This window comes from Phyllobacterium sp. K27 (genome assembly GCF_054796155.1).
The window spans coordinates 562,906-587,124 of sequence record NZ_JBTWND010000004.1 but is presented as its reverse complement, the minus strand read 5'-3'; the positions used below and the strand labels follow the sequence as shown (position 1 = coordinate 587,124).

The 24,219-nt window shown below is 56.0% G+C and carries 20 protein-coding genes and 1 pseudogene; 6 read left to right on the top strand and 15 right to left on the bottom strand.

What is annotated here, in order from left to right:
- Positions 1–153: 153 nt before the first annotated feature.
- From ACYJL1_RS24260 to araD, 6 genes are all read right to left on the bottom strand, one after another.
- On the bottom strand, positions 154–870 hold the full coding sequence (locus ACYJL1_RS24260) for a slipin family protein (protein ID WP_460899991.1): 717 nt from the start codon (positions 868–870) through the stop codon (positions 154–156).
- A gap of 56 nt (positions 871–926) precedes the next feature.
- Positions 927–2,267: an NfeD family protein gene (locus ACYJL1_RS24255; protein ID WP_460899654.1), complete on the bottom strand. Its 1,341-nt coding sequence runs from the start codon at positions 2,265–2,267 to the stop codon at positions 927–929.
- Between the two features lie 249 nt (positions 2,268–2,516).
- A complete protein-coding gene (locus ACYJL1_RS24250) occupies positions 2,517–3,587 on the bottom strand; it encodes an SMP-30/gluconolactonase/LRE family protein (RefSeq protein ID WP_460899653.1) in 1,071 nt (356 codons plus the stop codon).
- Positions 3,588–3,680: 93 nt separating this feature from the next.
- Positions 3,681–4,583 carry a dihydrodipicolinate synthase family protein gene (locus ACYJL1_RS24245; RefSeq protein ID WP_460899652.1) on the bottom strand — a complete coding sequence of 301 codons (903 nt, stop codon included), beginning with the start codon at positions 4,581–4,583 and terminating at the stop codon, positions 3,681–3,683.
- Between the two features lie 39 nt (positions 4,584–4,622).
- Entirely contained in the window at positions 4,623–5,333 is a 711-nt protein-coding gene (locus tag ACYJL1_RS24240) for a ribonuclease activity regulator RraA (protein ID WP_460899651.1), read from the bottom strand.
- A 29-nt stretch (positions 5,334–5,362) separates the two neighbouring features.
- Positions 5,363–7,105 carry an L-arabinonate dehydratase gene (araD, locus tag ACYJL1_RS24235; RefSeq protein WP_460899650.1) on the bottom strand — a complete coding sequence of 581 codons (1,743 nt, stop codon included), beginning with the start codon at positions 7,103–7,105 and terminating at the stop codon, positions 5,363–5,365.
- A 316-nt stretch (positions 7,106–7,421) separates the two neighbouring features.
- Between araD and ACYJL1_RS24230 the strand changes: the two genes are divergently transcribed.
- The 4 genes from ACYJL1_RS24230 to ACYJL1_RS24215 all read left to right on the top strand — a co-directional run bounded on the left by ACYJL1_RS24230 (position 7,422) and on the right by ACYJL1_RS24215 (position 11,664).
- Positions 7,422–8,459: a type 2 periplasmic-binding domain-containing protein gene (locus ACYJL1_RS24230; RefSeq protein WP_460899649.1), complete on the top strand. Its 1,038-nt coding sequence runs from the start codon at positions 7,422–7,424 to the stop codon at positions 8,457–8,459.
- 90 nt (positions 8,460–8,549) lie between these two features.
- A complete protein-coding gene (locus ACYJL1_RS24225) occupies positions 8,550–8,975 on the top strand; it encodes a tripartite tricarboxylate transporter TctB family protein (protein ID WP_460899648.1) in 426 nt (141 codons plus the stop codon).
- Between the two features lie 33 nt (positions 8,976–9,008).
- On the top strand, positions 9,009–10,508 hold the full coding sequence (locus ACYJL1_RS24220) for a tripartite tricarboxylate transporter permease (protein WP_460899647.1): 1,500 nt from the start codon (positions 9,009–9,011) through the stop codon (positions 10,506–10,508).
- 118 nt (positions 10,509–10,626) lie between these two features.
- A complete protein-coding gene (locus ACYJL1_RS24215; protein ID WP_460899646.1) occupies positions 10,627–11,664 on the top strand; it encodes a LacI family DNA-binding transcriptional regulator in 1,038 nt (345 codons plus the stop codon).
- A gap of 182 nt (positions 11,665–11,846) precedes the next feature.
- Here ACYJL1_RS24215 and ACYJL1_RS24210 read toward each other — a convergent pair whose 3' ends face one another.
- The 4 genes from ACYJL1_RS24210 to ACYJL1_RS24195 are packed head-to-tail and all read right to left on the bottom strand — an operon-like array spanning position 11,847 to position 16,063.
- The gene (locus ACYJL1_RS24210) at positions 11,847–12,101 is read right to left on the bottom strand and encodes a hypothetical protein (protein WP_460899645.1); all 255 of its coding nucleotides are present in this window, start codon (positions 12,099–12,101) and stop codon (positions 11,847–11,849) included.
- A 3-nt stretch (positions 12,102–12,104) separates the two neighbouring features.
- On the bottom strand, positions 12,105–14,396 hold the full coding sequence (locus tag ACYJL1_RS24205) for a xanthine dehydrogenase family protein molybdopterin-binding subunit (RefSeq protein WP_460899644.1): 2,292 nt from the start codon (positions 14,394–14,396) through the stop codon (positions 12,105–12,107).
- A gap of 8 nt (positions 14,397–14,404) precedes the next feature.
- Positions 14,405–15,391: an FAD binding domain-containing protein gene (locus ACYJL1_RS24200; RefSeq protein WP_460899643.1), complete on the bottom strand. Its 987-nt coding sequence runs from the start codon at positions 15,389–15,391 to the stop codon at positions 14,405–14,407.
- 3 nt (positions 15,392–15,394) lie between these two features.
- A complete protein-coding gene (locus ACYJL1_RS24195) occupies positions 15,395–16,063 on the bottom strand; it encodes a 2Fe-2S iron-sulfur cluster-binding protein (protein WP_460899642.1) in 669 nt (222 codons plus the stop codon).
- Between the two features lie 542 nt (positions 16,064–16,605).
- Here ACYJL1_RS24195 and ACYJL1_RS24190 point away from each other — a divergent pair.
- Both ACYJL1_RS24190 and ACYJL1_RS24185 read left to right on the top strand, forming a co-directional pair.
- Positions 16,606–17,325, top strand: coding sequence for a response regulator (locus tag ACYJL1_RS24190; RefSeq protein ID WP_460899641.1), 720 nt, complete (start codon positions 16,606–16,608; stop codon positions 17,323–17,325).
- Positions 17,322–18,767: a sensor histidine kinase gene (locus ACYJL1_RS24185; protein ID WP_460899640.1), complete on the top strand. Its 1,446-nt coding sequence runs from the start codon at positions 17,322–17,324 to the stop codon at positions 18,765–18,767. The genes ACYJL1_RS24190 and ACYJL1_RS24185 overlap by 4 nt, the downstream gene beginning before the upstream one ends.
- A gap of 653 nt (positions 18,768–19,420) precedes the next feature.
- Here the strand turns inward: ACYJL1_RS24185 and ACYJL1_RS24180 are convergent.
- The 5 genes and pseudogenes from ACYJL1_RS24180 to ACYJL1_RS24160 form a co-directional block, all read right to left on the bottom strand.
- Positions 19,421–20,056, bottom strand: coding sequence for an ATP-binding cassette domain-containing protein (locus tag ACYJL1_RS24180; RefSeq protein WP_460899990.1), 636 nt, complete (start codon positions 20,054–20,056; stop codon positions 19,421–19,423).
- 267 nt (positions 20,057–20,323) lie between these two features.
- Positions 20,324–20,845, bottom strand: a pseudogene (locus ACYJL1_RS24175) (ATP-binding cassette domain-containing protein); the annotation flags it as partial.
- Positions 20,842–21,663 (bottom strand): ABC transporter permease, encoded by an 822-nt coding sequence (locus ACYJL1_RS24170; RefSeq protein WP_460899639.1) that lies wholly within the window; start codon positions 21,661–21,663, stop codon positions 20,842–20,844. The pseudogene ACYJL1_RS24175 and the gene ACYJL1_RS24170, both read right to left, overlap by 4 nt.
- Positions 21,660–22,598, bottom strand: coding sequence for an ABC transporter permease (locus ACYJL1_RS24165; RefSeq protein WP_460899989.1), 939 nt, complete (start codon positions 22,596–22,598; stop codon positions 21,660–21,662). Before ACYJL1_RS24165 ends, ACYJL1_RS24170 begins: the two co-directional genes overlap by 4 nt.
- Before the next feature lie 11 nt (positions 22,599–22,609).
- The gene (locus tag ACYJL1_RS24160) at positions 22,610–24,130 is read right to left on the bottom strand and encodes an ABC transporter substrate-binding protein (RefSeq protein WP_460899638.1); all 1,521 of its coding nucleotides are present in this window, start codon (positions 24,128–24,130) and stop codon (positions 22,610–22,612) included.
- Positions 24,131–24,219 lie beyond the last annotated feature (89 nt).

Here is a 24,219-nt window from a genome sequence, read left to right as displayed (position 1 = left end):
ACTCCAATGGGTTTACGCGTTATTCCGGCGACACGCCGCCGTGAACTGAGATAGTGAGCCGTGAGGATTGCCGGTTCGCGATCGGAACGTCAGCCCCCTTTCACGTAGCCCAGAGGCCAAGCACTCCATAGGTGAGCCCGGTTGTGAACACCATTATTTGGATTTGGTCGCCGTGGCCTTGAAGAACTCACCAAGCTCGATCGGGAACGGGAACACTATTGTTGAATTTTTCTCGTTGGCAATGACATTCAGTGTGCTCAGGTAACGCAGCTGCATCGCTTCGGGGCGTTGGCTTAGAATTTGAGCTGCCTCCAGCAATTTTTGAGCGGCCTGCTGTTCGCCCTCAGCGTTAATGACCTTGGCCCGCCGCTCGCGTTCGGCCTCAGCCTGCCGGGCGATGGCGCGTATCATGGTTTCGTTGAGATCGACATGTTTGATCTCGACATTTGCCACTTTGATACCCCAGGAGTCGGTCTGCGCATCAAGAATTTCCTGAATGTCGCTGTTGAGCCTATCGCGCTCGGCCAGCATCTCGTCGAGATCGTGCTTGCCAAGGACGGAGCGCAACGTCGTTTGGGCCAACTGGCTGGTTGCCATCATGAAGTCCTCGACCTGGATCGTTGCCCGCTCCGGATCAATAACCCGGAAATAGAGTACCGCGTTGACGCTCACGGAGACATTGTCCTTCGATATCACGTCCTGGCTCGGCACGTCCAAGACCACCGTCCGCAGATCGACTCGCTGCATCTGTTGGATGAAAGGTATGAGGATGATCAGGCCCGGCCCTTTGACGCCGGTGAAGCGACCGAGTGTGAACACTACACCACGCTCATACTCCCGAAGTATCTTTATCGCAGCAGCCAAGAGCATTAGCAGCACGACGATGATAGGAACAAGAATGGTTATAAACACTGGAAAATCCTCCACTAGCTGTTCTCCGGCTGATCGGGTTCGACTTTGAGGATAATACCCTCAATGCCTGCTACACGGACCTGCTGTCCTTTTTTCAGAGGTGTCTCGGATACTGCGGTCCATCGTTCCCCGTGTGCAAGGACATGCCCGCTGCCTCCACGCCAATCCAGGATCTCGCCATAGGCTCTCAACATCTCCTCGCTTCCTGTTACGACAGGACGTTTGTGCGAAGAATAGGCCAGGCGGATTACAATCAATGAGAGCGCCAGACAGCTTAGTGCGACGCCCGCAATGAGCGGCCAGGAAATGCGCAAGCCAGGAACGTCGCTGTCAATCAATATCGTCGCGCCGGCAATTAAAGCGATGGCACCGCCAATGCCAAGAACACCAAACGATGGCACGAACGCTTCAGAAGTCATCAGTGCAAGACCGAGGATAATGAGGCCAACGCCGGCAAAATTTACGGGAAGCACGGCCAATGCGTACAGGCCGATCAAGAGGCAAATCGCACCAATAGTTCCCGGAAAAAACGATCCCGGAGCCATGAACTCGAAGATAAGTCCGTAGACACCGATGATCATCAAGATCAGCGCCACATTCGGGTTTGTGATCACCATCAGCAGCTTTGTGCGCCAGTCCGGCGTGATCTGTTCTACAGTGAGATTCGTGGTATCGAGTGCAATCTCATTTCCTCCCACTCTGACGACGCGGCCATTGGCTTGGGCAAGAAGATCACCCACATCCGTTGCAAGAATATCGATCACATCTTCTTTGAGCGCTTCGCTGGATGACAGGCTTGCTGCCTCGCGCACTGCCTTTTCAGCCCAGTCTACATTCCGGTTGCGCAGTTCAGCAAGCGAACGGATGTAGGCCGCCGCATCATTTATCGCTTTCGCTTCTTGCGGACTGTGCGATGGCGCGGGGGGCATCACATCATCCCCCTCCTTTTTCGTTTTGGCGTCCTGATCTCTGTCTCTACCACCCCCTGGAAGCGGCAACTCGCCGATCTGGATAGGGGTCGCCGCGCCAATATTGGTTCCGGGAGCCATCGCCGCTATGTGACTGGCGTAAAGAATGTAAGTGCCAGCACTGGCGGCGCGCGCGCCGCTTGGACTGACGTAGGCGGCGACGGGCACTGGCGACCCGAGAATACCACGAATGATGTCACGCATTGAAATGTCCAGACCGCCCGGCGTGTCCATTTGCACAATGACAATAGATGCATTGCGTTCTGCTGCCGTGCGCAGACCGCGCAACATATAGTCGGACAAGGCTGGGCCAACGATCCCTTCAACTTGCAGCAGCAGCGCAGTACGTGTGGTTTGCGCCTCGTTTGGTGATACTGGCCAAAACATGCCCAGTAGTATCAGCAAAACGGAAAGGATGGTCCGACAGCCGAAGCAATCTCCGATGAATTTTCTCATCAGGTCCATAATGTAGTTTACATCACAGCGCCTGTTTTTGCCATACCCGCTGCGGTCGCGCACTCTTGCTTGAACGCTTTGGCAAGCCGCAGTACCGACAATCGTGATGAACACCGGTCACCGACCGGTTAGTTTGTCAATGTTGACGAGCCTTGGTGCATTAAGATCATGGTGATTCCGTCAAACTGCGCCTTGTGTCTCGACATATACCGCATAAAGCGAGTGGCTGCTCGCCATATAAAGACGGTTGCCTTTTGGCCCCCCGAAGGTCAGGTTTGCACAGCGCTCCGGCAGGTAGATGAAACCGATCGGCTTACCCTGAGGATTGAAGACCATCACACCGTCGAGGTGCTCGGGCTGGCCTTTCAGCGTAAAGACCCTTCGCCCTCCAACTTCGGCGGGTTCTTCATTGAGAGCGCCATTGCTGCCATAGCCACACCACAGATTGCCGTCGCGGTCCACTTTGAATCCATCGAGCGCGCCGAAATCATCCGCATCCACCAGTTTCGTCTTATTGGATGCAGCGCCATCGGCTGCAATATCATAGCTCCAGATGCTGCGATTGGGTGTGCCCTTCCATTCCACAACGTAGAGCTTATTTTCATCCGGTGCGAAGGCAAGGCCGTTCGGATTGATAAGATCGGTGATGACGGCGGTGAGCTCGCCATCGGCATCGATGCGGTAAACATTGGTTGTCGCCTGCTCGGGCTCGGCGGGCTCACCCTCATAATTGCCGTTAATGCCAAAGAGCGGATCTGTGAACCATATCGTTCCGTCCGACTTGACCACGACGTCGTTTGGCGCATTGAGCCGCTTGCCTTCGAAAGCATCGGCCAGAATCGTGATTGTGCCATCTTTTTCCGTCCGCACGACGCGACGTGTCACCGAATGTTCACAGGTGATCAACCGGCCCTCATTGTCGCGGGTATTGCCATTGGCAAAATTGGCCGGAGAGCGGAACACAGTAAATGTGTTGTTCACCTCATCATATTTCATGATCCGATTGTTGGGAATGTCGGACACAAGAAGGCAGCGCGCTTCCGGAAGATAGACGGGACCTTCTGCCCAGCGCATTCCCGACGCAAGCTGTTCCACCGTGCTTGCATAGATGCGATATTTGGCAAAGCTCGGGTCCAGTATCTCTACTGCAGGATCTGGATAGCGCTGATTTTGCCCCCAAGCCTTACCCGCCGCGACAGCAACGAGCCCAGCGCTCCCTATGGAAAGAATGTTTCGGCGTGTCATTCCCATGGCAATCTCCTCCTCTGTTTGCCAATAAAAACTATATGGCCAATCCGGGCTATTCGGTCCCTGGCCTCTTTTCGGCTGGCTCTCTCAACAGGTTCAGAACCGCGGTAGATTCTGTTCTGTGACAAAAATGTCGAGCCGCTTCTGCTGTGCGGCGGTCAGCGGCCAGGCTGAGGGTGGGCGTGCATGTCCGCAATCGTGCCCAAGGGCCCTCAGCGCGGCTTTCACGCCAGTCACATTCGTACCATTCAGCTCTTCGGCGCGAATATCCTCGAACACCTTCATGCCCGCGATAAGCAATGCCGCCACTGTGTAATCGCCACGCGCAAGCGCCGCGTGAATGGCAACAGACCGCTCCGGCCAGACATTGATAAGGCCGGAGGTAAATCCCCGGGCACCGACGGCATAAAGTGGTGGTGCCCAGGTCTCGGCAAGTCCACCGACCCAGATTATCGACGGATCGGTCGCATTTATTGCCTCCGCTAACTTGAGAACATTGGGGGTCGCCCATTTGACACCGGCAACGCCTTCAATCGCGCAAAGTTCGGCGATTGCTTTCGTTCCGATCGTATCATTTCGCAAATAGAGCATCAAAGGCAGGCCATCGGCGGCGCCAGCGACACGGCGCACATAGTCGATAAAGCCACGCGGTGCAGAGAATGGATCAGGTGGTTGATGTACCATCAATGCATCGGCACCGGCTTCCTTTGATATTCTGCCCAGGCGGCAGGCGTCGTGGACGCTGCGCCCTACCCCGCCTAAAAGAGGTATGCGGCCATTGATATGCTCTGCGGCGGCATGAACCATCCGCTCGGCCTCATCCATGCTCAACCCATAGAATTCGCCGGTATTGCCGTTAGCCACCAATATGTGGACACCGGCAGAGATGGCGCGATCGACGATGGGGGCCTGCAAGGCAGGTGAGATCCGGTCGTCATTGTCATAAGGCGTGACCAGAATGCCGGAAATTCCGGTGAGGGCTTCGGTAAGTTTCGTCATGGCAATTTCCTTGAGCGATCATTCCACTGGTTCGGACGTTCAACGACCGTTGGCGGTACGCCATTTGGCAAAATCTTGCTTGGAGTCTTCTCGCGTTGCAGGATAAAGGCCGATAATGCTGCGCCCCTTGCCCACCTCTTCCATGACAAAGTCCTCATAGGCGGTCATTTCCATCGCCTCATCGGCAAGTTCATCGGCCAGATGCGCCGGCAGGACGATAACGCCCTCATCGTCACCCACGACGATATCTCCGGGAAAGACTGGAACGTCGCCGCAGCCGATCGCAACATTGAGATCGATGGCTTGATGCAAAGTGAGGTTGGTGGGCGCCGACGGGCGCATATGATAGGTGGGGATCGTCATTTCGGCGATCTCTGGACTGTCGCGAAACCCACCGTCGGTTACAACACCGGCGACACCGCGCACCATCAGCCGCGTCACGAGGATGCCACCCGCAGACGCTGCCCGCGCATCCTTGCGGCTATCCATCACCAGGACGGCACCGGCCGGACATTGTTCAACGCCCGCGCGTTGAGGATGCTCGGGATCGCGAAAAACGTCCAACGTGTTGAGGTCTTCACGAGCAGGAATATAACGCAGTGTAAAGGCCGGGCCGACCATGTTGCGCCCCTTTGGCTTTACCGGACGAACGTCCTGGATGAACTGGTTTCTCAGGCCGCGTTTGAAAAGCGCGGTGCAGAGGGTGGCTGTCGAGACGGTCATCAATTTGGCATGTGTGTCGGGATTCATGGGTTCTGTGGTCCTGTTTCTTTGGCGTCTCAATAGATATCCGGTTCGCCTGCGGATGGACCGAAGGCGGCGGTAAGAAAATCGAAGTCGCAGCCCTTGTCGGCCTGTGTGACGTGGCGGGCAAACATCCACCCATATCCGCGCCTGTAAGGGGGTTCGGGAGCAATCCATGCCCCACGGCGCACCTCAAGCTCGGCCTCGTCAACCAGCATATCGAGCCGCCGATTGGGGATGTCGAGCCGCACGATATCGCCGGTTCGCAACAGGCAGAGGGGACCACCAATATGCGATTCAGGCGCAACATGAAGAACACAGGCTCCGTAGGATGTTCCGGACATTCTGGCATCTGATATCCGAAGCATGTCACGATGGCCTTGCTTGATCAGCGCTTTAGGGATCGGCAGCATGCCCCATTCAGGAAAACCCGGACCGCCCAGCGGACCCGCGTTGCGCAGCACCAGGACATGGTCTGGCGTGACATCGAGATTTTCGTCATCGATCGCTTCTTTCATTTCAGGATAGCTGTCAAATACCAGCGCCGGTCCCTCATGATTCTGGAAACGCCGGTCGCAGGCGGCCGGTTTGATTACGGCGCCATCGGGACATAAATTGCCACGCAGCACCGCCAGCGAACCTTCGTGGTAAACCGGATTCGAAAGTGGCCGGATAACGTCGTCATTGAATATCTCGGCTCCTTCCAGAGTTTCGCCAAGTGACTTCCCCGTCACAGTGGTCGCACTCAACTCCAGCCGTTCGGCAAGCTGCGCCATCAAGGCGCGCAACCCGCCGGCATAGTAAAAATCTTCCATGAGATAGCCGGTTCCGGACGGGCGGACATTGGCGATGAGCGGAGTGACACGGCCCAACGCATCCAGATCATCCAGATCAAGAGCCACCTTGCCGCGTCGCGCCATCGCCAGCAGATGCACCACCGCATTGGTCGAACATCCTGTTGCCATTGCGACGATAGCCGCATTGCGGATCGAGGCATCGGTAACGATTTTATCCGGCGTCAGATCCTCCCACACCATCTCCACAATACGGCGCCCACAGGCTGCCGACATGCGGGTATGATTCGAATCGGCAGCCGGGATGGAGGATGCGCCCGGCAGGCAAAGCCCCATCGCTTCGGCGATCGCCGTCATGGTCGAAGCCGTTCCCATGGTCATGCAGGTGCCATAGGAGCGGGCGATCCCGCTTTCGATACCATGCCACTGCTCGTCGGTAATGTTGCCTGCGCGCCGCTCGTCCCAGTATTTCCATGCATCTGAACCCGACCCGAGTACATTGCCGGCATAGTTACCGCGCAACATCGGTCCGGCAGGCAGATAGATCATCGGGACACCGGCCGACAGGGCACCCATTACCAGACCGGGTGTGCTTTTGTCACATCCCCCCATCAAAACGACCCCATCGAGCGGGTGCGAGCGTATCTGCTCCTCGGTCTCCATCGCCAGCATATTGCGATACAACATTGATGTGGGCTTGGTGAAGCTTTCGTCGACAGAGATGATGGGCAACTCGAACGGGATGCCGCCTGCCTGTAACACACCGCGTTTCACATCCTCCGCCCTGTGGCGGAAGTGAGCATGGCATGGGTTGAGCTCCGACCATGTATTGAGAATGCCGATACAAGGTTTGCCCTGCCAGTCGTCGGGTCCCAGCCCCATCTGCATCAGGCGCGACCGATGACCAAAGCTGCGCAAATCATCGGGAGCAAACCAGCGCGCGCTTCGCAGATCACGAGGGTTCTTTCCCTTTGTGTTACTCATTCCGGTTTGCCTCCCTGTTCGCCAATGGAATTTATGTATGCGCATTCATTACAAAGATCAACCCTTCTCAATAAACAGAAGAAAGCGCCACACAACCCCGCTTTCTGTTCACATTTATCCAGGTAAATACCTTGACATCTCATCCCATGGCGTGCAAACAGGTAATGTATGCGCATTCATTTGTAAAAATGTTTTGATATCTCGACAGGCGGAATGTGCATACATGGCCATCGTTTACCGCGAGCCGGGAGGAGCTCGGCCATGTTTGACAACTATGGCCCGGCGGGCCATCAACATTAAAATCCTGGGAGGGAACATGACCCGATTTATCACCAAGCTCGGCCTCGCAGTGGGCCTTGCACTTGTAACGGCCACTGGCGGCTTGGCACAGGAACTACCGAAAAATCTTCGCGTGGTCATCGGTTCGACATCAACTGGCGGCGATACCTATCAGGCAGCATCTTTTGTTGCCAATGCCATATCAAAGCATTTTGGAATAAACGCCAAAGTGGATGCCGTTGGTCCGACCGAGGCGTTCAAAGCCATTGCTCGCGACCGACGCGGCACGACCATCATGATCCATCATGACCAGTCGTATCTCGGACATTTGTATGGTGTTAAAGGCTATGAGGACATATTCGCCAACTACAAGATCGGCCCTACCCTCACCGTCAATCCCGGCAACGCCTATCTCGTGCCGAAGAAGTCCCCTTACCATTCAATGACCGATATCCTTGAAGCTGCCGGCAAGGGAACGCGTATCAGGGTCGCCATCCAGCCAGGCGGTGTATCCGAAATCGGATTTTCAGCACTGAAGAACGCCGCCAGGATAAATCACCCCGGCAGCGAAGCCAATATCGTCCCGGTCAATACAGGATCCCAGGCCGACAAGGACCAGCTTTTGTTCGATGGCCAGGCCGATATAATCAATGGCTCGGTCCAGTCCAACGAGCAATATACGCGCTTGCCCGAGGACGATCAGAAAGCGATGCGCTTCGTCTGGCTGACCGCAGCGCATGAAACCATGGAGCAGGTGAACGAGAAGGGGCTGGGTGAAACCAGTCGTGAGACCCTCATGCAATATGCCACTCCCAAAGCCAGCGTTACGCTGGATGGTGAGAAGGATTTCACCTTCGACAAGGATTTCTTCGTTATCTACAACAGGGATATTGATCCTGCCATCGTCGAGGCAATAGACGCTGGCTTGAAGGAAATCTATGCCGAAGGCGCCATCGAAAGACCAATGACAGACGCATTCTTCGTACCACATTTCCTTCCTTCCAAGGAGGCTGCAGCTTATCTTGAAAAGAAGAAGGATGATTACAAGAAGGTGATCGAAGCGATCCGCCAGTAGCGGCTGCAAACGGCGCCTGCTTGTTGCGGGCGTCGAGCCTTACGCCGTGCCGCTACGGTCGGCCTCACACAATCTTCCGGCAGAACTCTCATGAACCTCACATCCTTTCCCGGCGTTTCCATCAATTTCGAGACATCACATCTGGTTTTTCCGATGCTTGTCTCGATCCTTCTCGCGATCCTACTGGTAGCGATCCTGGCAACACGCTGGCGGACAATATGGGGCGCATTCACAACAGGCCCCTGCTGGCCAGCGGGCATCGATCATCTGCGCTTCTTTGGAACACTCGCATTGACTGTGCTTTATTTCCTGGCGATGCCGGAAATCGGAAATGTCTTTCCCAATGAAGGCTATGGCTTTCTGATCGCATCAATGCCGTTCCTGTTTCTGATATCGTTGCTTTACCTGCATCAGCGTACACGTAGACAGACTGCGATCGCCGCGATCAACGCCGTGATTGCTCCGGCTGTGGTCTGGTACCTGCTTTCAACGGTGTTCAATCTGACCTTGCCCTGAGGGTATTCCCGACAATTGCATTGGAACAACGACATGGATTTCCTTTCGCTGATAACACCGCTGTTCCTGACCTTGATTTTTTCGGGCACGGTCGTCGGGATCATCTTCGGCGCAATTCCCGGCATGACCGCGACAATGGCGGTAGCTGTCTGTCTGCCGCTGACCTATTCGCTCGGGCTGGAAAACGGGCTTGCTTTGCTTCTCGGTCTTTATGTCGGAGGCATTTCCGGTGGCCTTGTACCGGCGATCCTGCTCAATATCCCGGGAACTCCTTCCTCTATCGCAACCACATTTGACGGCTATCCCATGACCCAGCGGGGCGAAGGCGAAGCGGCACTGAAGATCGCGATTTTCGCATCACTGTTCGGTGGATTGTTCAGTCTGGCAGTTCTTTACCTTTTCGCACCAGCTTTGGCAGATTTTGCCATTCAGTTCTCATATGTCGAAAAGTTCCTGATCATATTTCTGGCCCTTACCGTCATGGCAGCGTTGAGCAGCAGTATGCTGATCGGCATCTTCAGCGGCGTGCTTGGCATCCTCATCAGCCTGATCGGCTCTTATGACGTCTCCGTGGGAGGTAATGGCGAGTACCGGCTGATGCTCGATTTCATGGAGCCCTATTTGAGCAGCGGTTTTTCCTTGCTGCCGGTGTTGATCGGTATTTTCGGCCTCTCCAGCATTTTGATTGAAGCCGCGGCAGGCGTGCCCGAAAACGCGAGTGCTGCAAAGGTTGCACTTGGCAAGGGCAAGAAATTCCGCCTGTCCATCTTCCGCGGCGAGTGGAGTAATCTTTTCCGTTCCGCGTCGATCGGAACCTTTGTCGGCCTGCTGCCTGGGGTGGGCGGCAGCGCCGCCTCGATCATGTCCTATAGTCAGGCCAAAACGTTTTCCAAGGACCCGAGAAAGTTTGGCAAGGGCCACCCCGCAGGCATAATTGCATCGGAAACTTCGAATAATGGTCTAACTGGTGGAGCATTGATCCCGCTCCTTTCTCTGGGCATTCCTGGGGACAGCACCACTGCAATCCTGATCGGCGCCTTTACGCTTCAGGGTATCCAGGTCGGCCCGCTCTTTATCAGCGGCAACCTCGAAATCTGGAATTCCATGATCATCGCAATGATTTTTGCCAATATCTGCATGTTCGTGGTCATGTACTTTGCGATCCGTCACATCGCCAAAATTGTCACGGTGCCGAAATACATACTGCTGCCGGTTATCTTGATGATGTGCGTTGTCGGCTCTTACACCATCAATTACGGTATCATGTTCGATGTCTGGACATTGCTGATTTTCGGTCTGTTCGGATATCTGGCTCATCTCATCCGGCTTGAAATCGCGCCATTCATCATCGGTTTCATCCTCGGCCCGTCGGCAGAGATATACTTCGTGAAAAGCCTGGAATCCTTCGGGACGATTTCGATCTTTTTTACCAAAAGCTGGATCGCCGGCGGACTTTGGCTCTTGATTGCAGTCTCCATTGGCCTTTCCATCTGGATGGCCATGGCGGCCGGACGCCATAATGACGAGACATGATACAGCGCCTGTAAATGGATGCCTATTGCGGGCAAGCCGCGGTTCGTGCCAGAAGAATTAGCGAGGTCGGCACAACTTGCATACGACCTTCCCTGCCATGTTTTGGAAGTAGACAATAGTGCGACGACAGCAGCAGCCCGGTGCTCCGGTTACCGGCACCCAAAAAACAAACTCCATCACCATGGAGATGGTTGCGCGGCTTGCCGGGGTTTCACAGGTCAGTGTTTCTCGTGCCCTGAATCATCCAGACAAGGTCGCTCCCGAAACACTGGCCCGTATCCAAAAAGCAATCAGGGCGACGGGATATGTGCCCAATCTAGTAGCGGGCGCGCTTGCATCACGGCGCAGTGGCATCATCGCTGCCCTTATCCCGTCGATCACCAATCTAACCTACAGCAGCTTCCTTCGACCATTCATCGAAGCAACCCGTCTCGCTGGATATCAGGTCATTCTCGCTGAAACGGGCTTTTCCCCGGAAGACGAGCAAACCATGGTTCAAAGTCTGCTCAGTCGGCAGCCCGAAGGCATGTTGTTAACAGGCGTGCACCACTCATCAGAATGCCGCCGCATGTTGCTCGGCAGCGGGCTGCCCGTCGTCGAGGTTTGGGACGAATCCGAAACGCCGATCGACGTTTGCGTCGGCTTTTCCCATTGGGAGGCGGGCCGTGCGGTCGCGCGATATGTGCAGACAAAGGGATATGCAAGGGCTGCTGTGATCACCGCTGGCGATCCGCGAGCGATTCGGCGTAAGGATGCCTTTGCTGCGGAGTGGATGTCTCTCGGTCATCCCGGCCCGCAGGTGGTTCGTTTTGACACCCCGGCATCAATCGCCAATGGACGTGACGGATTAAAGCAACTGCTCGACAACGGATTTTCCAATGGTGCCATATCGTGCAGTTCCGACCTTCTTGCACATGGGGTGCTGATTGAAGCGCAGGCCCGAGGCTTGACAATTCCGGGCGACATCGCGGTCATCGGCTTCAGCGATCAGGAATTTGCTGCCCACACTTTTCCCACGCTTTCGACGATCAGGGTCGACCGCTTATTGCTGGGGTGCCGAGCCGCCGAAGCGTTGCTCGATCGTATCGCCGGCAAGCCCGCGCAGACAAGACGCGTGGATGTCGGCTTCGAAATTGTCGAGCGTGAAAGCGCCTAAAGACACCGATGAAATAGTCAGTTGGCTTGGCGCGGCATACCTGATCAATGAGTGTCCCGAATATTAAGGGGCCTTGTGCGAGAGGAATGACACCCCACCCTCTCAGGTAGCGGTATGCGCTGAATGTATGACGACAAATCCGCTAACGAATGGATTGCGCCACACTTAAAGCGGTATTCTTCTCATCCACTAAATAAGTTCACGTTGTCTATGGTGCAGATACGAACGGCAGCCCGTTTTAATGAGGATTGATTCACTTCGTGATGGGAAGTCACCGCGTGTGCTTCGATTGGATCCGGGCTGTACACCCCTACGATGTCGACCGACACGACCAAGGCAGCACAGAGCCCGATGCTGACCAGATACTTTGGCCCAAGATTGTCTGTCTCCACAATTCGATCGCGGACATATTCAGGATCGCGTTCAACGTTCAGCATACATCAACTCCGGTTTGCTTTGGAGGTCTGAACCGGTAGCCCGGGCAAAATCTTGTCCAAGGTGATGGGGAATTCGCGAACGCGCACTCCGGTTGCATTGAAGATCGCGTTGGCAACTGCCGCGCCCGCGCCGCAAACGCCCAATTCTCCTATGCCCTTGCTTCCAAAGACATTTGCATGTTGATCAGGCTCCTCCAGAAAAACCACATCAAGGTCAGGGATATCCGCATTTACCGGAACATGGTATTCTGCAAGGTCGTGATTGACGAAGTGGCCGTATCTTGGATCGAGAACGCTTTCTTCCATGAGTGCTGCCCCTATTCCCCAAACCATGCCTCCGATGATTTGGGAGCGCGCGGTTTTGGAGTTGAGGATACGACCAGCACCGATGACGCTCAACATACGTCGTACTCGCAACTCGGCGGTATCAATATCCACCGCGATCTCAATGAAATGCGCACCATAGGCATGCTGAGAATAATTGCGGTAGCTGTCACCCGCCGCCTCCACTGCACCCTCCGCATGCAAACCGTCTGGCGCAATACGGCTGATGAGGTCATCCAGCTTTTCAGAACGGTCCCCTATGCTGATTTCTCCGTTAAAAAAGCCAACCCGTTCACTCTTCATGCCAAAAAATGGAGACTCGGATGCCTCTCGCGCTGCTTCCGCTATCTTCTGCTTTAACGCTTCGCACGCATTGTGGACGGCTGAGCCAGCACTTGCCGCTCCCCAAGACCCGCCGGATCCTGCAGTGCGCGGAAACCGGCTATCACCAAGTTGAACATCAATTGCAGAAAGGGGAAGCCCAAGGCTGATGGCGGCAATCTGTGTCAGGATTGTATAGGTGCCAGTGCCGATGTCGGTCATATCAAGCTCGACATTGACCCGCCCGTTCCCGCCGATCCTTACCCTCGCCGCAGACGCGCCAATATAATTAGGTCGGATTGCAGCTGCCATACCGATACCGATTAGCTTGCGTCCATCCTGAACCGTTGCCGGCTTCGACTGTCGTTGGTCCCAGCCAAAGCGGCGCGCGCCTTCTTGCATGCAGGCAACAAGGTTGCGAGTGGAAAAAGGAACGTTGCGTTCGGGATCCAAGGTGGGTTCATTGCGCATACGTAGTTCGATCGGGTCCATACCGATCTCATGTGCCAGCTCGTCTATCGCGCATTCAAATGCCAGCATGCCGGGCGCTTCGCCCGGGGAGCGCATCCACTCTCCACGATTGGTATCCAATCCAACCAAACGATGCCGCGTCATCCGATTGGGAGCCGCATAAAGCGACCTTGCGAACACGGCTGTCTGCTCGCAGAATTCTTCAAAACGAGACGTTGCCGAACACACATCATGGGCAATGCCGGTCAGCTGACCTTCACTGTCGGCACTCAGCCGGACCGCCTGGATCATTTTCGCCCGGTGGCCCGCATTGGCGAACATCTGCTGTCGCGTCAATGCAATTTTCACTGGACGTTGTAGCTCCCTTGCCGCAAGTGCAGCAAGAATTGTGTCCGGATGCACAATCAATTTCGAGCCAAAACCCCCTCCGACAAACGGACTTATTATCCGCACTTTCTCGGCTGGAATCTGCAATGTACCTGCAATGGCCGCGCGGAAGTTCGCAAGGGTTTGTGCGCTTGTATAAATGGTTAGCTCATCGTCGGACCAGACAGCAAGTGTGGCGTGAGGCTCCATTGGATTGTGATGTTCGTACGGCGTCGTATAAAGCGCATCGATTTTGACATCACTGCTGGCGAATGCCGTCTCAAAGTCCCCGACAAGCGAGTCCGTTTGAAAACCGGCATTGGTGTGCTGCGGTGTATAGGCGTCAGCAAGGTGCCTGCTTAGATCGTATGCTCCGCGCTCACCGGCATATTCCACGTTGATGAGTGCGGCAGCACCTCGTGCCGCCTCAAAAGTTTCTGCCAGGACCAGGGCAACAGGCTCGTCATAGTATCGAACCCGATCTGTTGAGAGCACGGGCCGGGGACGTGTAAAGGCTTCGCGCACCGTTGGTGTGACGGCTGGACCAAAAGCAGGTTGTGCCGGCGCGTTGCGGTACGTCATCACGCGCAAGACGCCCGGTGTGGCCTCGGCCCGCACAGTATTTATTGCAGCGATACGGCCTCGCGCGATGCCGGCTCCTAGAATACAACCATAGGCTACTCGATCATCTGCCGCATGCTCATATGCATACACCGCGGCTCCTGTGACCTTGAGGGCGCCGTCGACACGATCAACTGGCTGTCCTATATAAGATTGTCCGTTGATGGCAGAGTTTGTCTTTGAATTGGACATGGACTTTCTTACCCGCGCTCTGAAGCAGCGGCGAGCACGTACTGTATCGTCCGTTTCGCCAATGGAATTTTGAAGTCATTGCCACCACGACCGACGGCATTTGCGAGGGCTGCGTTGGCTGCTCTTTCGAACATTTCTGGAGAAGCTTTTTGCCCGATCAGGATCGTTTCGACCTCTGGTAAACGCCACGGTTTGGCTGCAACGCCACCAAGGGCGATCCGGACTCCTGCAATTGTATCGTCAGATATGTCAACGATGGCAGCAACCGAAACGAGCGCGAAGGCGTAGGATGCGCGGTCACGGACCTTGCGATAGAGCTGCTTACCCGCTTGGGGCGGCGGCAGGACAACGGCAGTGATCATCTCACCGCGTTGTAGCTGCGTCTCGATATTCGGGGTTGAGCCGGGCAAGCGATACAGTTCGCTGATAGGGATACGTCTTGCCGTCCCATCAAGATTAACCGTCTCGACGGTTGCATTTAAAACAGACATGGCAACCGCCATATCGGAAGGATGGACCGCAATACAGGCCTCGCTCGAACCAAGCACCGCGTGCATACGATTGAAGCCGCGAAGGGCCGCACATCCAGATCCAGGTTGGCGCTTGTTGCAGGGCATATTTCGATCGTAGAAATAGTAGCAGCGTGTCCTTTGCAGCAAATTGCCACCTGTGGACGCTTTGTTGCGAATTTGGGCTGACGCGCCCGATAGCAACGCTTGCGCCAGAACCGGGTAATCTGATCTTATTCGCGGGTCAGCTGCAAGAGAACTGTTCCGCACCTGTGCACCTATGCGCAGCCCGCCGTCGGCTGTTGCACCAATTCCATTAAAGGGCAGACGGCTGATATCAACCAGATGCGCCGGGCGTTCGATCTGCAGCTTCATGAGGTCGAGCAAATTCGTGCCGCCACTGATGAATTTGGCTGTAGGAGCAGCCGCAACACCCGCCAATGCGTCTTGCGGCTCCGTTGCCCGTTGATAGGTGAACGGCACCATGTCTCATACCTCACTGGCTGCGTCGCGGATCGCAGCGACAATGTTGGAATAAGCTGAGCAGCGGCAGATATTTCCGCTCATGCGCTCACGTATCTCGGCGTCGGTCAAAGCGATGTTTGCACCGGAAAGCGTTTCGCTGACGTGGCTGGGCCAACCGTCTGCCACCTCCTTCAGCATGCCGACCGCGGAACAAATCTGCCCTGGCGTGCAGTATCCGCACTGAAAACCGTCATGTGCAATGAACGCAGTTTGCATCGGATGGAGGTTGGCGTCTTTTGCCAGCCCCTCGACCGTCGTGATGGTGTCCCCCTCGTGCATTACAGCGAGCGTCAGGCAGGAATTGATCCGCCGGTCATCCACCAGCACGGTGCATGCTCCGCACTGTCCGTGATCGCATCCTTTTTTGGAGCCCGCCAGGCCAAGATGATTGCGCAAAGCATCGAGTAATGTGGTACGGGGATCGAGGCTGACGACATAATTGCGCAGGTTGATATTGAGGGTCACTTCGATCGAATCTACAGCCTTCGCGTTTCCCGCGTCATCACTATCCAAGACTGTTGGCGTTTGTAGGGCTGTTGCTGGCAAACCCGTTGCTAGCAACAGCCCAGCCGCTGCGCCAGATTCCAGAACAGTTCGGCGTGACGGGCCGGCTTTTCGGGACTGCTCATTCATTACTTCCGCTCCTTGGTTGCAAACGATCAAGAGAAATGCACCAGCGGATGACGATCCCACGGGCACGAGGTCCTTGAACCGAGCGTCTGGAACTAATCCATCAACCTGGCCGCTGGTCTGTCTCGGATGGCAATGATTGCTGCGTTTCGGGAATTTTCTCACTCTGAGTACTGGCTGAGTTGAGCTTTTGGCAAGCGAGCGCACTACCGGCTGAGAGGGCAATGCTCATTGTTGCAATGGCTGCGATAAGATATTTGTTCATGACGACCTCGCTATTTGATTAAATCGACGGGATAGTTGTTCATCAACACCGGTCAGCGTAATAGCGTTTTGTCGCAGAGTTGTGCCATTTTAGGATGTAATTGTCGTAAAGTATGGCAACGTAGCGTGATGGGACATTTCGCTACAAATTGGCGGCATCCATGCTTTGGCCACGCAGCCAACCACTGTGACTTGACAAACTTTGATACAATTTTTGGATACCGGAACATTGCCGCGAGTGATATTTCACGGATGTAAATCAGATATCGTGGGACGCCCCAATGCAATCCTCACCCCATATCGCAGTCGTTGACGATCACCGGGATATCCGCGATCTCGTTGGCAAATATCTTTCTCAGCAAGGATACCGCATCAGCGTAGCCGAGAGTGGAACTGCCTTAAGACGCTTACTTGAGCGCAGTTCCCCGGACCTGATCATTCTCGATATAATGATGCCCGGCGAAGACGGCTTGTCGGTCTGCCGCCAGCTGCGCCGCTCAACAGAATTGCCCATTATTTTTCTAACTGCGATGGCCGATGACACGGATCGCATTATCGGACTGGAGCTTGGAGCCGACGACTATCTCGTCAAACCCTTTAATCCGCGCGAGCTGCTTGCGCGGATCAGGGCAGTGTTAAGGAGAGTCAACCGCTTGCCACCCCAGCGTGAGACACTCAAGGCAAAGACCATCAGCTTTGATCGCTGGAATCTGGATGTCGGGCGCCGGGAAATAACTGCAGGCGACGGTGTGGGCGTCCCACTCAGCACCGCGGAATTTCGATTGCTCAAGGCGTTTCTCGAACATCCCGGAATGGTACTTAGCCGCGATCAGTTAATGGATCTGACAGTTGGCCGCAGTGCCGAAGCCTTTGACCGAAGTATTGACAATCAGGTCAGTCGCTTGCGTAAAAAGGTCGAATCCGACCCTAAAAATCCTGCAATAATAAGGACCCACTGGGGTGGTGGATACAGTATTTGTGCACAAGTGGTGAGGATATGAAACGGTGGTGGAAGCGCAGCCTGGCCGCACAGTTCATAGGCTTGATGCTGCTGGCGCTCGCACTTTCCCAGGCACTCAGTTTCGTGGTGTCGTGGGACGAGCGAGGCAAAGCCTTGCAGGCAGCAGCCAAGGCAGAGTTTTTCAGCCGCACGGCTTCCCTTGCGACACTGCTTGAAACCATACCAACAACATTTCGCAAGGATGTCCTGGAGGCGAGCGGCACTGCTTACAGCCGATTCTGGCTATCCACTCAAGATCCTTTGGACGCGGATGCCTGGCGTCGTGAAGCATGGGAAAAATTGTCGAAACCCATGCCGAATATGAATGCCTTAAAGCACAAAGTGCCTGAATCAGCTACTTCAACTATCGCCTCAGATTCGGCGAGACTTGACCTCTCTCCCTTCAGGGCCCTGGCTGTGCAACGTGATTCCTGGGCCATATTGGGCCCGCATATCTGGTCGACACCGCAACAGGCAAAGTTCCTCTATCTCGGCAATTCGAATGGAATGGGACTATCCGTTGGGCTAAGCAATGGGACTTGGCTGAACACTGCGTACGCGAAACCAGTTCCAAATTCCATTTGGAATGTCGAATCCTTGGCAGCCCTCGGTATTACGGCTGCAATTCTGTCATTGATCGGTGTCATCGTGGCCAGGCGGATCGCAAGTCCGATGCGGCGTCTTGCCATGGCCGCGGAAGCTTTGGGCCGCGGTGAAACCGTGCAGCCCCTCCCGGAAGCCGGACCCGACGACATCCGGCAAACAGCTGAAGCCTTTAATCGCATGCAAAGTCGGCTTCATCGTTTTGTCGAGGATCGAACTCGGATGCTCGCAGCCATCGGCCATGATTTGCGAACGCCTCTTACATCGCTTCGTCTGAGGGCAGAGTTTGTTGCAGACCCTGATGTGCAACAAAAAATGCTTGTAACCATAGATGAGATACAAACCATGACCGAAGCGGCCCTCGCCTTTGCCCGAGAGGAAAGCACGGTCGAAAATACACGTGCCATGAACGTCTCCGCACTCATCGAAAGTATTTGCGACGATATGGAAGAGCTCGGCCAGGACGTTACGTTCCTTGAGAGCGAGACAATCGTCTACCGATGCCGGCCTGATGCATTGCGGCGGGCGTTTCGCAATTTAATTGAAAATGCTGTCCGGTACGGGGAAAGAGCGCGCGTCAGTGTCGGGAAACGGCATGACGGTATTGGCATTACTATAGACGATGATGGGCCTGGCATACCTGAAAGCGCCCTCGAAGATGTGTTCGCCCCGTTCTTCCGACTGGAGCAATCCCGCAACCGGGAAACCGGCGGTGTTGGGCTCGGCCTGTCGATAGCTCGGGCAATCATTCATCATCACGGAGGGGAGATTGCTCTTGATAATAGCGGCAGCGGATTAAGGGTGGTTGTTGTGCTTCCGGAGGCACAGCGCATTTCTTGAAACAACGATCCTCAGAAATACGATAGTAACAAGCTGCGATAGATAGCAGCAATGCGATACAGATACTGAAATTCCGCACGGGTAAGTCACATCAATCAAATGTCCTGCCCATGTGAGCGTGAGGCTAAGCATAGTGGCGATGCATGGGTCATCGCAGACCAACGTCTGTCAGAGCAACGGCGATTCCTTTGTCTCTATTTGCCACAGTTCGTCAAAAAAACCGCTGTTCACACCCTCGGCTGACTTAGTGATCTGTTCCAACGCGTCGGGCAATTGATTTTAGTTTTCGAGACTGGGCTGCGTTGGCAGACCACGCTACGGACGGTGTCCGCTGACAGCCTCTGTTGGCCATTCGTCATTAGTTGTGATGATGTTTTCGACGCCGTGTCCCGCCGTGGTGTGGCCGGTCGCACCGTTCTTTCCCGAGGCGTGCTGACCGGCACCTAGGCGCTAGAGAACCAGAAGATGGCTGCACAAGGATGGACGGCAATCCGCTTACGGTTGCGGGCAGCCACTGTTTTTCCCATGCGGGTCGTCCGCCCCGCGTTCCCTATTATTCCCCTCCACCTTATGGGTAGCACAACGGCCGTGGCCTGTTAACTTGAGAAGCCGGCGGTCGGTCGAGGCCAAACCTGGACCTGCCAGGGACAAATTCAAGGGGATTTCCCAGAATCGCCTCCCAGATCGATGAATCGCGCCGAGACCTTTTCGGCAAGTTCGCGGTCATGAGTAACCAGCAAAACAGCAAGCCCGGTTTTCTCGACGAGCTCCTGTAGGAACATGATAACATCTTGTTGGCTGACAGGATCAAGGCGAGACGTCGCCTCGTCGGCAAAGAGGAATGCAGGATCAAGCAGAAGCGCCCGCAAAAGCGCGAAACGTTGCAATTCGCCGCCAGAAATCTGCCCCGGGAGGCGGTCGAGCAACACGTCCTGCAAACGCAGTCTCCTGCACTTCACCTCGATTTCGGACCAGTCTTTGCCATGCAGACCGGCCAGGTCCTTCAAGCCCCGGCGGATCGTCTGATGCGGCGCGAAGGCAGCAGGTGGGTCCTGGTATAGCTTTTGAAAGCGGAGTGCCGACAGCTCCGCGTCTCTGACAACCGCACCTGCATCGGGTTTGGTCAGGCCAAGCAGAATATTGCCGATCGTCGTCTTGCCGCAGTCGCTCGGACCGACGATGGATACGATTTCTCCTGCGGCAATATCAATATCGAAGCCGGAAAACAGCGTCTTGTCGCCATAGCGCTTTTCCAGTCCCTGGGCTGCGACCACGATCTTGCCGGGCATTGGCCCTGTCCGCCGCTCCCATTGCGAAGGCTCGGCGGCAAGAAGTGCTTTGGTATAAGCATGTTCGGGTGCTTCGAACAGCGTTTCGGCGGGGCCGTACTCAACCAACCGGCCATCCAGCATGACCCCGATCGTACCGCCGATCGCCCTGGCAACAGCGACATCATGGGTGATGGTCAGAAGCAATCGCCCCGCCTCCACCTCGTTCTTGAGCCGTGCCGTCACCGAGTCCCTCAGAGCCGCCTCGAGACCCTTCGTCGGCTCGTCGACGATCAACAATTCGCTGTCGGCAGCATGGGCCATGGCGATTGCCAATCGCTGGCCCATGCCACCGGAAATCTGGAATGGATAGAGAGCCCCGGCTGAGCTTAAGGAAACCTCGGTGAGGTTTTGCTTCGTGGCCTCCAAGCTAGCGATAGCCGACTTGCCCTTGACATAGCGATGAACCTCGGAGATCTGCGGCGCCACGCGCATTGTCGGGTCCAGCGCCAGCCATGGCTCCTACGGCAGGAGGCCGATGCTTCGGCCCCAGCGATTTCTTCGCTCAGCAGCCGTTTCCTCAAGGAGATTCAGCCCCTTGAAGATCACGCGCCCCGTGGCGAGCAGCCCCGCCGGAAGATTGCCCATGATCGCCTGCGCGACCAGCGACTTCCCCGACCCGCTTTCACCAAGCAGGGTCAGTGGCCGACCCTTACCGAGCGAGAATGCGACGTTCGAGACGATCGATCCGTCCGGCGCGTGGATCGACAGATCGTAAACCGCTAGATCATTCGTCAGTTCGATGTTCATGCGCTCTCTCCCTGGGCGAGAAGTTGCAGGCCAAGAACGAGGAAAAAGATCAAAGTGGCGGGAAGCAGCACGTGCACCGGCGCCTCGGCGAAATAGGGCAGAAGTTCAACGATCATGCTGCCTAGTTCCGGCGTTGGTGGCTGCAGCCCGACACTGATTGCACTGAGCGTCGAGACCGCGATAATCGCCGTCGCCATTGCGAAAGCTGCAAGGGTCGCAATCATCGGTGCAATGACCGGCACGACATATCGCGTGAGGATATAACGCGAGCCAAAACCCAGCATTCGCGCTGCTTCGATATGCGGCTGGGACAACACCGTTCTCGTGGTCGCCTTCGTGACCCGGTAAAATTCGACCCAGAGTGTCAGGGCCAGGCCAAGGAAGAGTGGACCGTAGTTGCCCGGCGAAAAGGCGAGCAGCAGCAAGACAAGCATGAGGCCGGGCAATGCCAATACAATGGTTGCCATAAATTCGAGTCCACGTTCCGTCCAACCGCCTTTCCAGGCAGCAAGCAGACCAAGCAGGACGCCGGGTATGGCAGCTGCCAGCATGGTGAGGAAGGCCATTCCGAACGACAGGCGTGCACCATGGGCAAGCCGTGCCAGAAGGCTGCGCCCATAATGGTCCGCGCCAAGGAGGTAGTCGCCGCCGATCGGGGCAAGGCTGGCGCCAAAGTCCTGCGCAGCGGGATCGACCGGAATGACCTGCGGTCCAACCATGGCAAAACCGCCGAGCAGGAGCAGGAGGCCGGCGCCTGCCAGACGGGTGGCTCCCATAACGCTCTTTGGCCGCTGGCATGTCTGATCCATGATGGTCATGTCATTTTCCCCATGCGCGGATCAAGCCAATGCGTTATAAGGTCGACAATCGCGGCGATGGCGACGAACATCAGTCCCATTGCCAGCGCCGTGCCCTGCACCATGGGAACGTCCCGCTCTACAATCGCGTGCACCAGGGCGTGACCAATCCCTGGATAGGCAAATAGTGACTCCACCACCACGACCCCCTCGATCAAATAGATCGCCTGCAGGCCGAGATAAGAGACGATAGGAATGGCTGCATTCCTCAACCCGTGTCGCCGTACGACCACCGCCTCCGGCAGCCCCTTGTAGCGAGCGAAGGCGAAGTAAGGCGCCCGCGCCACCGCTGCCACCGCGTTTCGGGTCACCCGGCTCGACATCGCTGCAAGCCCGAGCGCAAGGGTTAGGGCCGGCATGAGGATTTCCCGAGGAGTACCGAAGCCTGCCGGCGGCAACCAGCCGAGCTGCCGGGAAAACACCAACATCAGGATCAAGCCCAGAACGAAAGGTGGAATGGCGCGGAAGGTGACCGCCGCCATAAGTCCGGCGCGGTCCGCGGCGCCGCCGGGCCTTAAACCGCCGAAGACGCCGACGATCGGGCCGATCAGCAGCGACAGCAGTAGCGCCGCCGCAGCCAACCAGACCGAAGCACCAAGCTGGATTTGCAATTCATGTGCTACCGCGCGGCCCGTCACCAGTGAATGGCCGAGGTCGAAGCGCACGAGGCTATCCATCCATTCGATGAACTGCACGGTAATCGGCCGATCGAATCCGAGTTCCAGGCGTATCTTTTGTGCCGCATCGGCGATCCGCGCGTCCGGACCATAACGGCCAGCGGCAATGCGCATGGCAGCATCGCCCGGCAGCACACGCATCAGGATAAAGCACAAGGCTCCAACCACGATGGCGACAATGCCGGCCTGCAAAAGACGCGCCAGAAGAAAGTTCTTCATCGTGATGCCCATCATTCTGCCCAGCGGATAGAAGAGAGGCCGTAGTTCACCTCAAGCGGATCGACCTCGACACCGGAAATACGCTTGCTGGAAACGATGGCCAGTTCCGACCATGTCACGGGGATGCTTGGCAGTTCCTCTTGCAGGATTTCGACGGCACGGTTCTGGAAAGGCGCGCGGATGGCGGGATCGCTTGTTGCGGCCAACTGATCGACGATTGCCTGCATCTCCTTGTTGTCCCAGCCCGTCGAGCCCCAGTCGCTCCCGCCCGGGCCGTAATCCTGCAGCAATGTACCCACTGGATCGGGCACGATCGAATAGAGCCGCGATATCAGGCCCATCTCCAGCGTGCCGTCCTGGTGGCGCGCGGGAATTTCTGAACTGTTGCCGACGGAAACCTTGACCTCAATGCCGACCTGCCGCAGTTGGGCCTGGAGCGCGGTGGCAATTGGCGGCAGCTCTGGCCAGCTGGCATAGGTAAGCAAGGTCACACTAAAGCGTTTTCCATCTTTCTCCAGAACGCCGTCACTACCCGGCACCCAGCCCGCTGCCTGGAGCAATTCCTTTGCCTTCTCGACGTCTCTCACCAGCGGCCGAACATCAGGAGAATTCCAGCCTTTCATTGCGGGCGGGAAAAGCTGTGTTGCAGCAAGATCTGCATTGCGCAAAATGACCTTGGAAGTGCCGATGCGATCAATAGCAGCACTGATAGCCTGCCGCTCCTCGACTTGATCAAAGAAGGGCGACGCGGCGTTGACCTTTAGGAGCCGGGTGCGTGGGATGGTGGCAATCTGCACATCCAGCTTCGGATTGGCTTTCAGCCGGTCGACCGATACGGGAAGCATGGAAAAGACGAGGTCGGCTTCGCCGCTCTCGGACATTAGGGCGCGGGTTTCTCCTTGGCCTACGGCAAGATAATTCACCTCTGAAATGCCGGGAGCGCCGCCCCACCACGCGCCGGAGCCTTCCAGTTCAAGCCGCGCGGGCGGCGTGAGGGTTTTCACCTTATATGGGCCTGTACCAATAATTTTCGTGACCTTGCCGACTGCATCAAAGGATGACGGCGCCAATACAATGGTGCTGAAATGCACGAGATAGGCAGGCAATGGGGAGAACGGCTTGGTTAGCCGCACCTGGATATCTTTGTCTTCGACTTGGATCTCGCTAACAGGCGCCTGCGACAGGACACCAACACCTGCCAGGGCCCGCTGAAGACTGGCAACGGTAGCTTCGGCTGTTACTGGTGTTCCGTCGTGAAAAGCGGCATTGCCGCGCAGCTTGAACGTCCAGACGAGCCCATCCTTCGAAACCGCCCAGCTTTCGGCAAGACCCGGAACAAGCGCCCCCTGCTTGTCGGTCGTAACAAGCGTTTCAGCGACTTGGAGACGGCTGAAGATATAGCCGGTCTGCGCCGGCTCAATACCGGTGATTTCCCACGGACCAGCTACTTTCAGAGCCTCAGCCTGTGCATATGTTGCCGGCAGCGCTATGCCGAGCATCAGTGATAGGAAAAGCGCTTTCGCAATACGCATGGAATTTTTCTCCGTTTTTTAATGTTGCTGCAAAATTCAACCGGGCACATGGCAAGCAAGGCGCCGAAAGCGGGGGCACCCAAACGTCA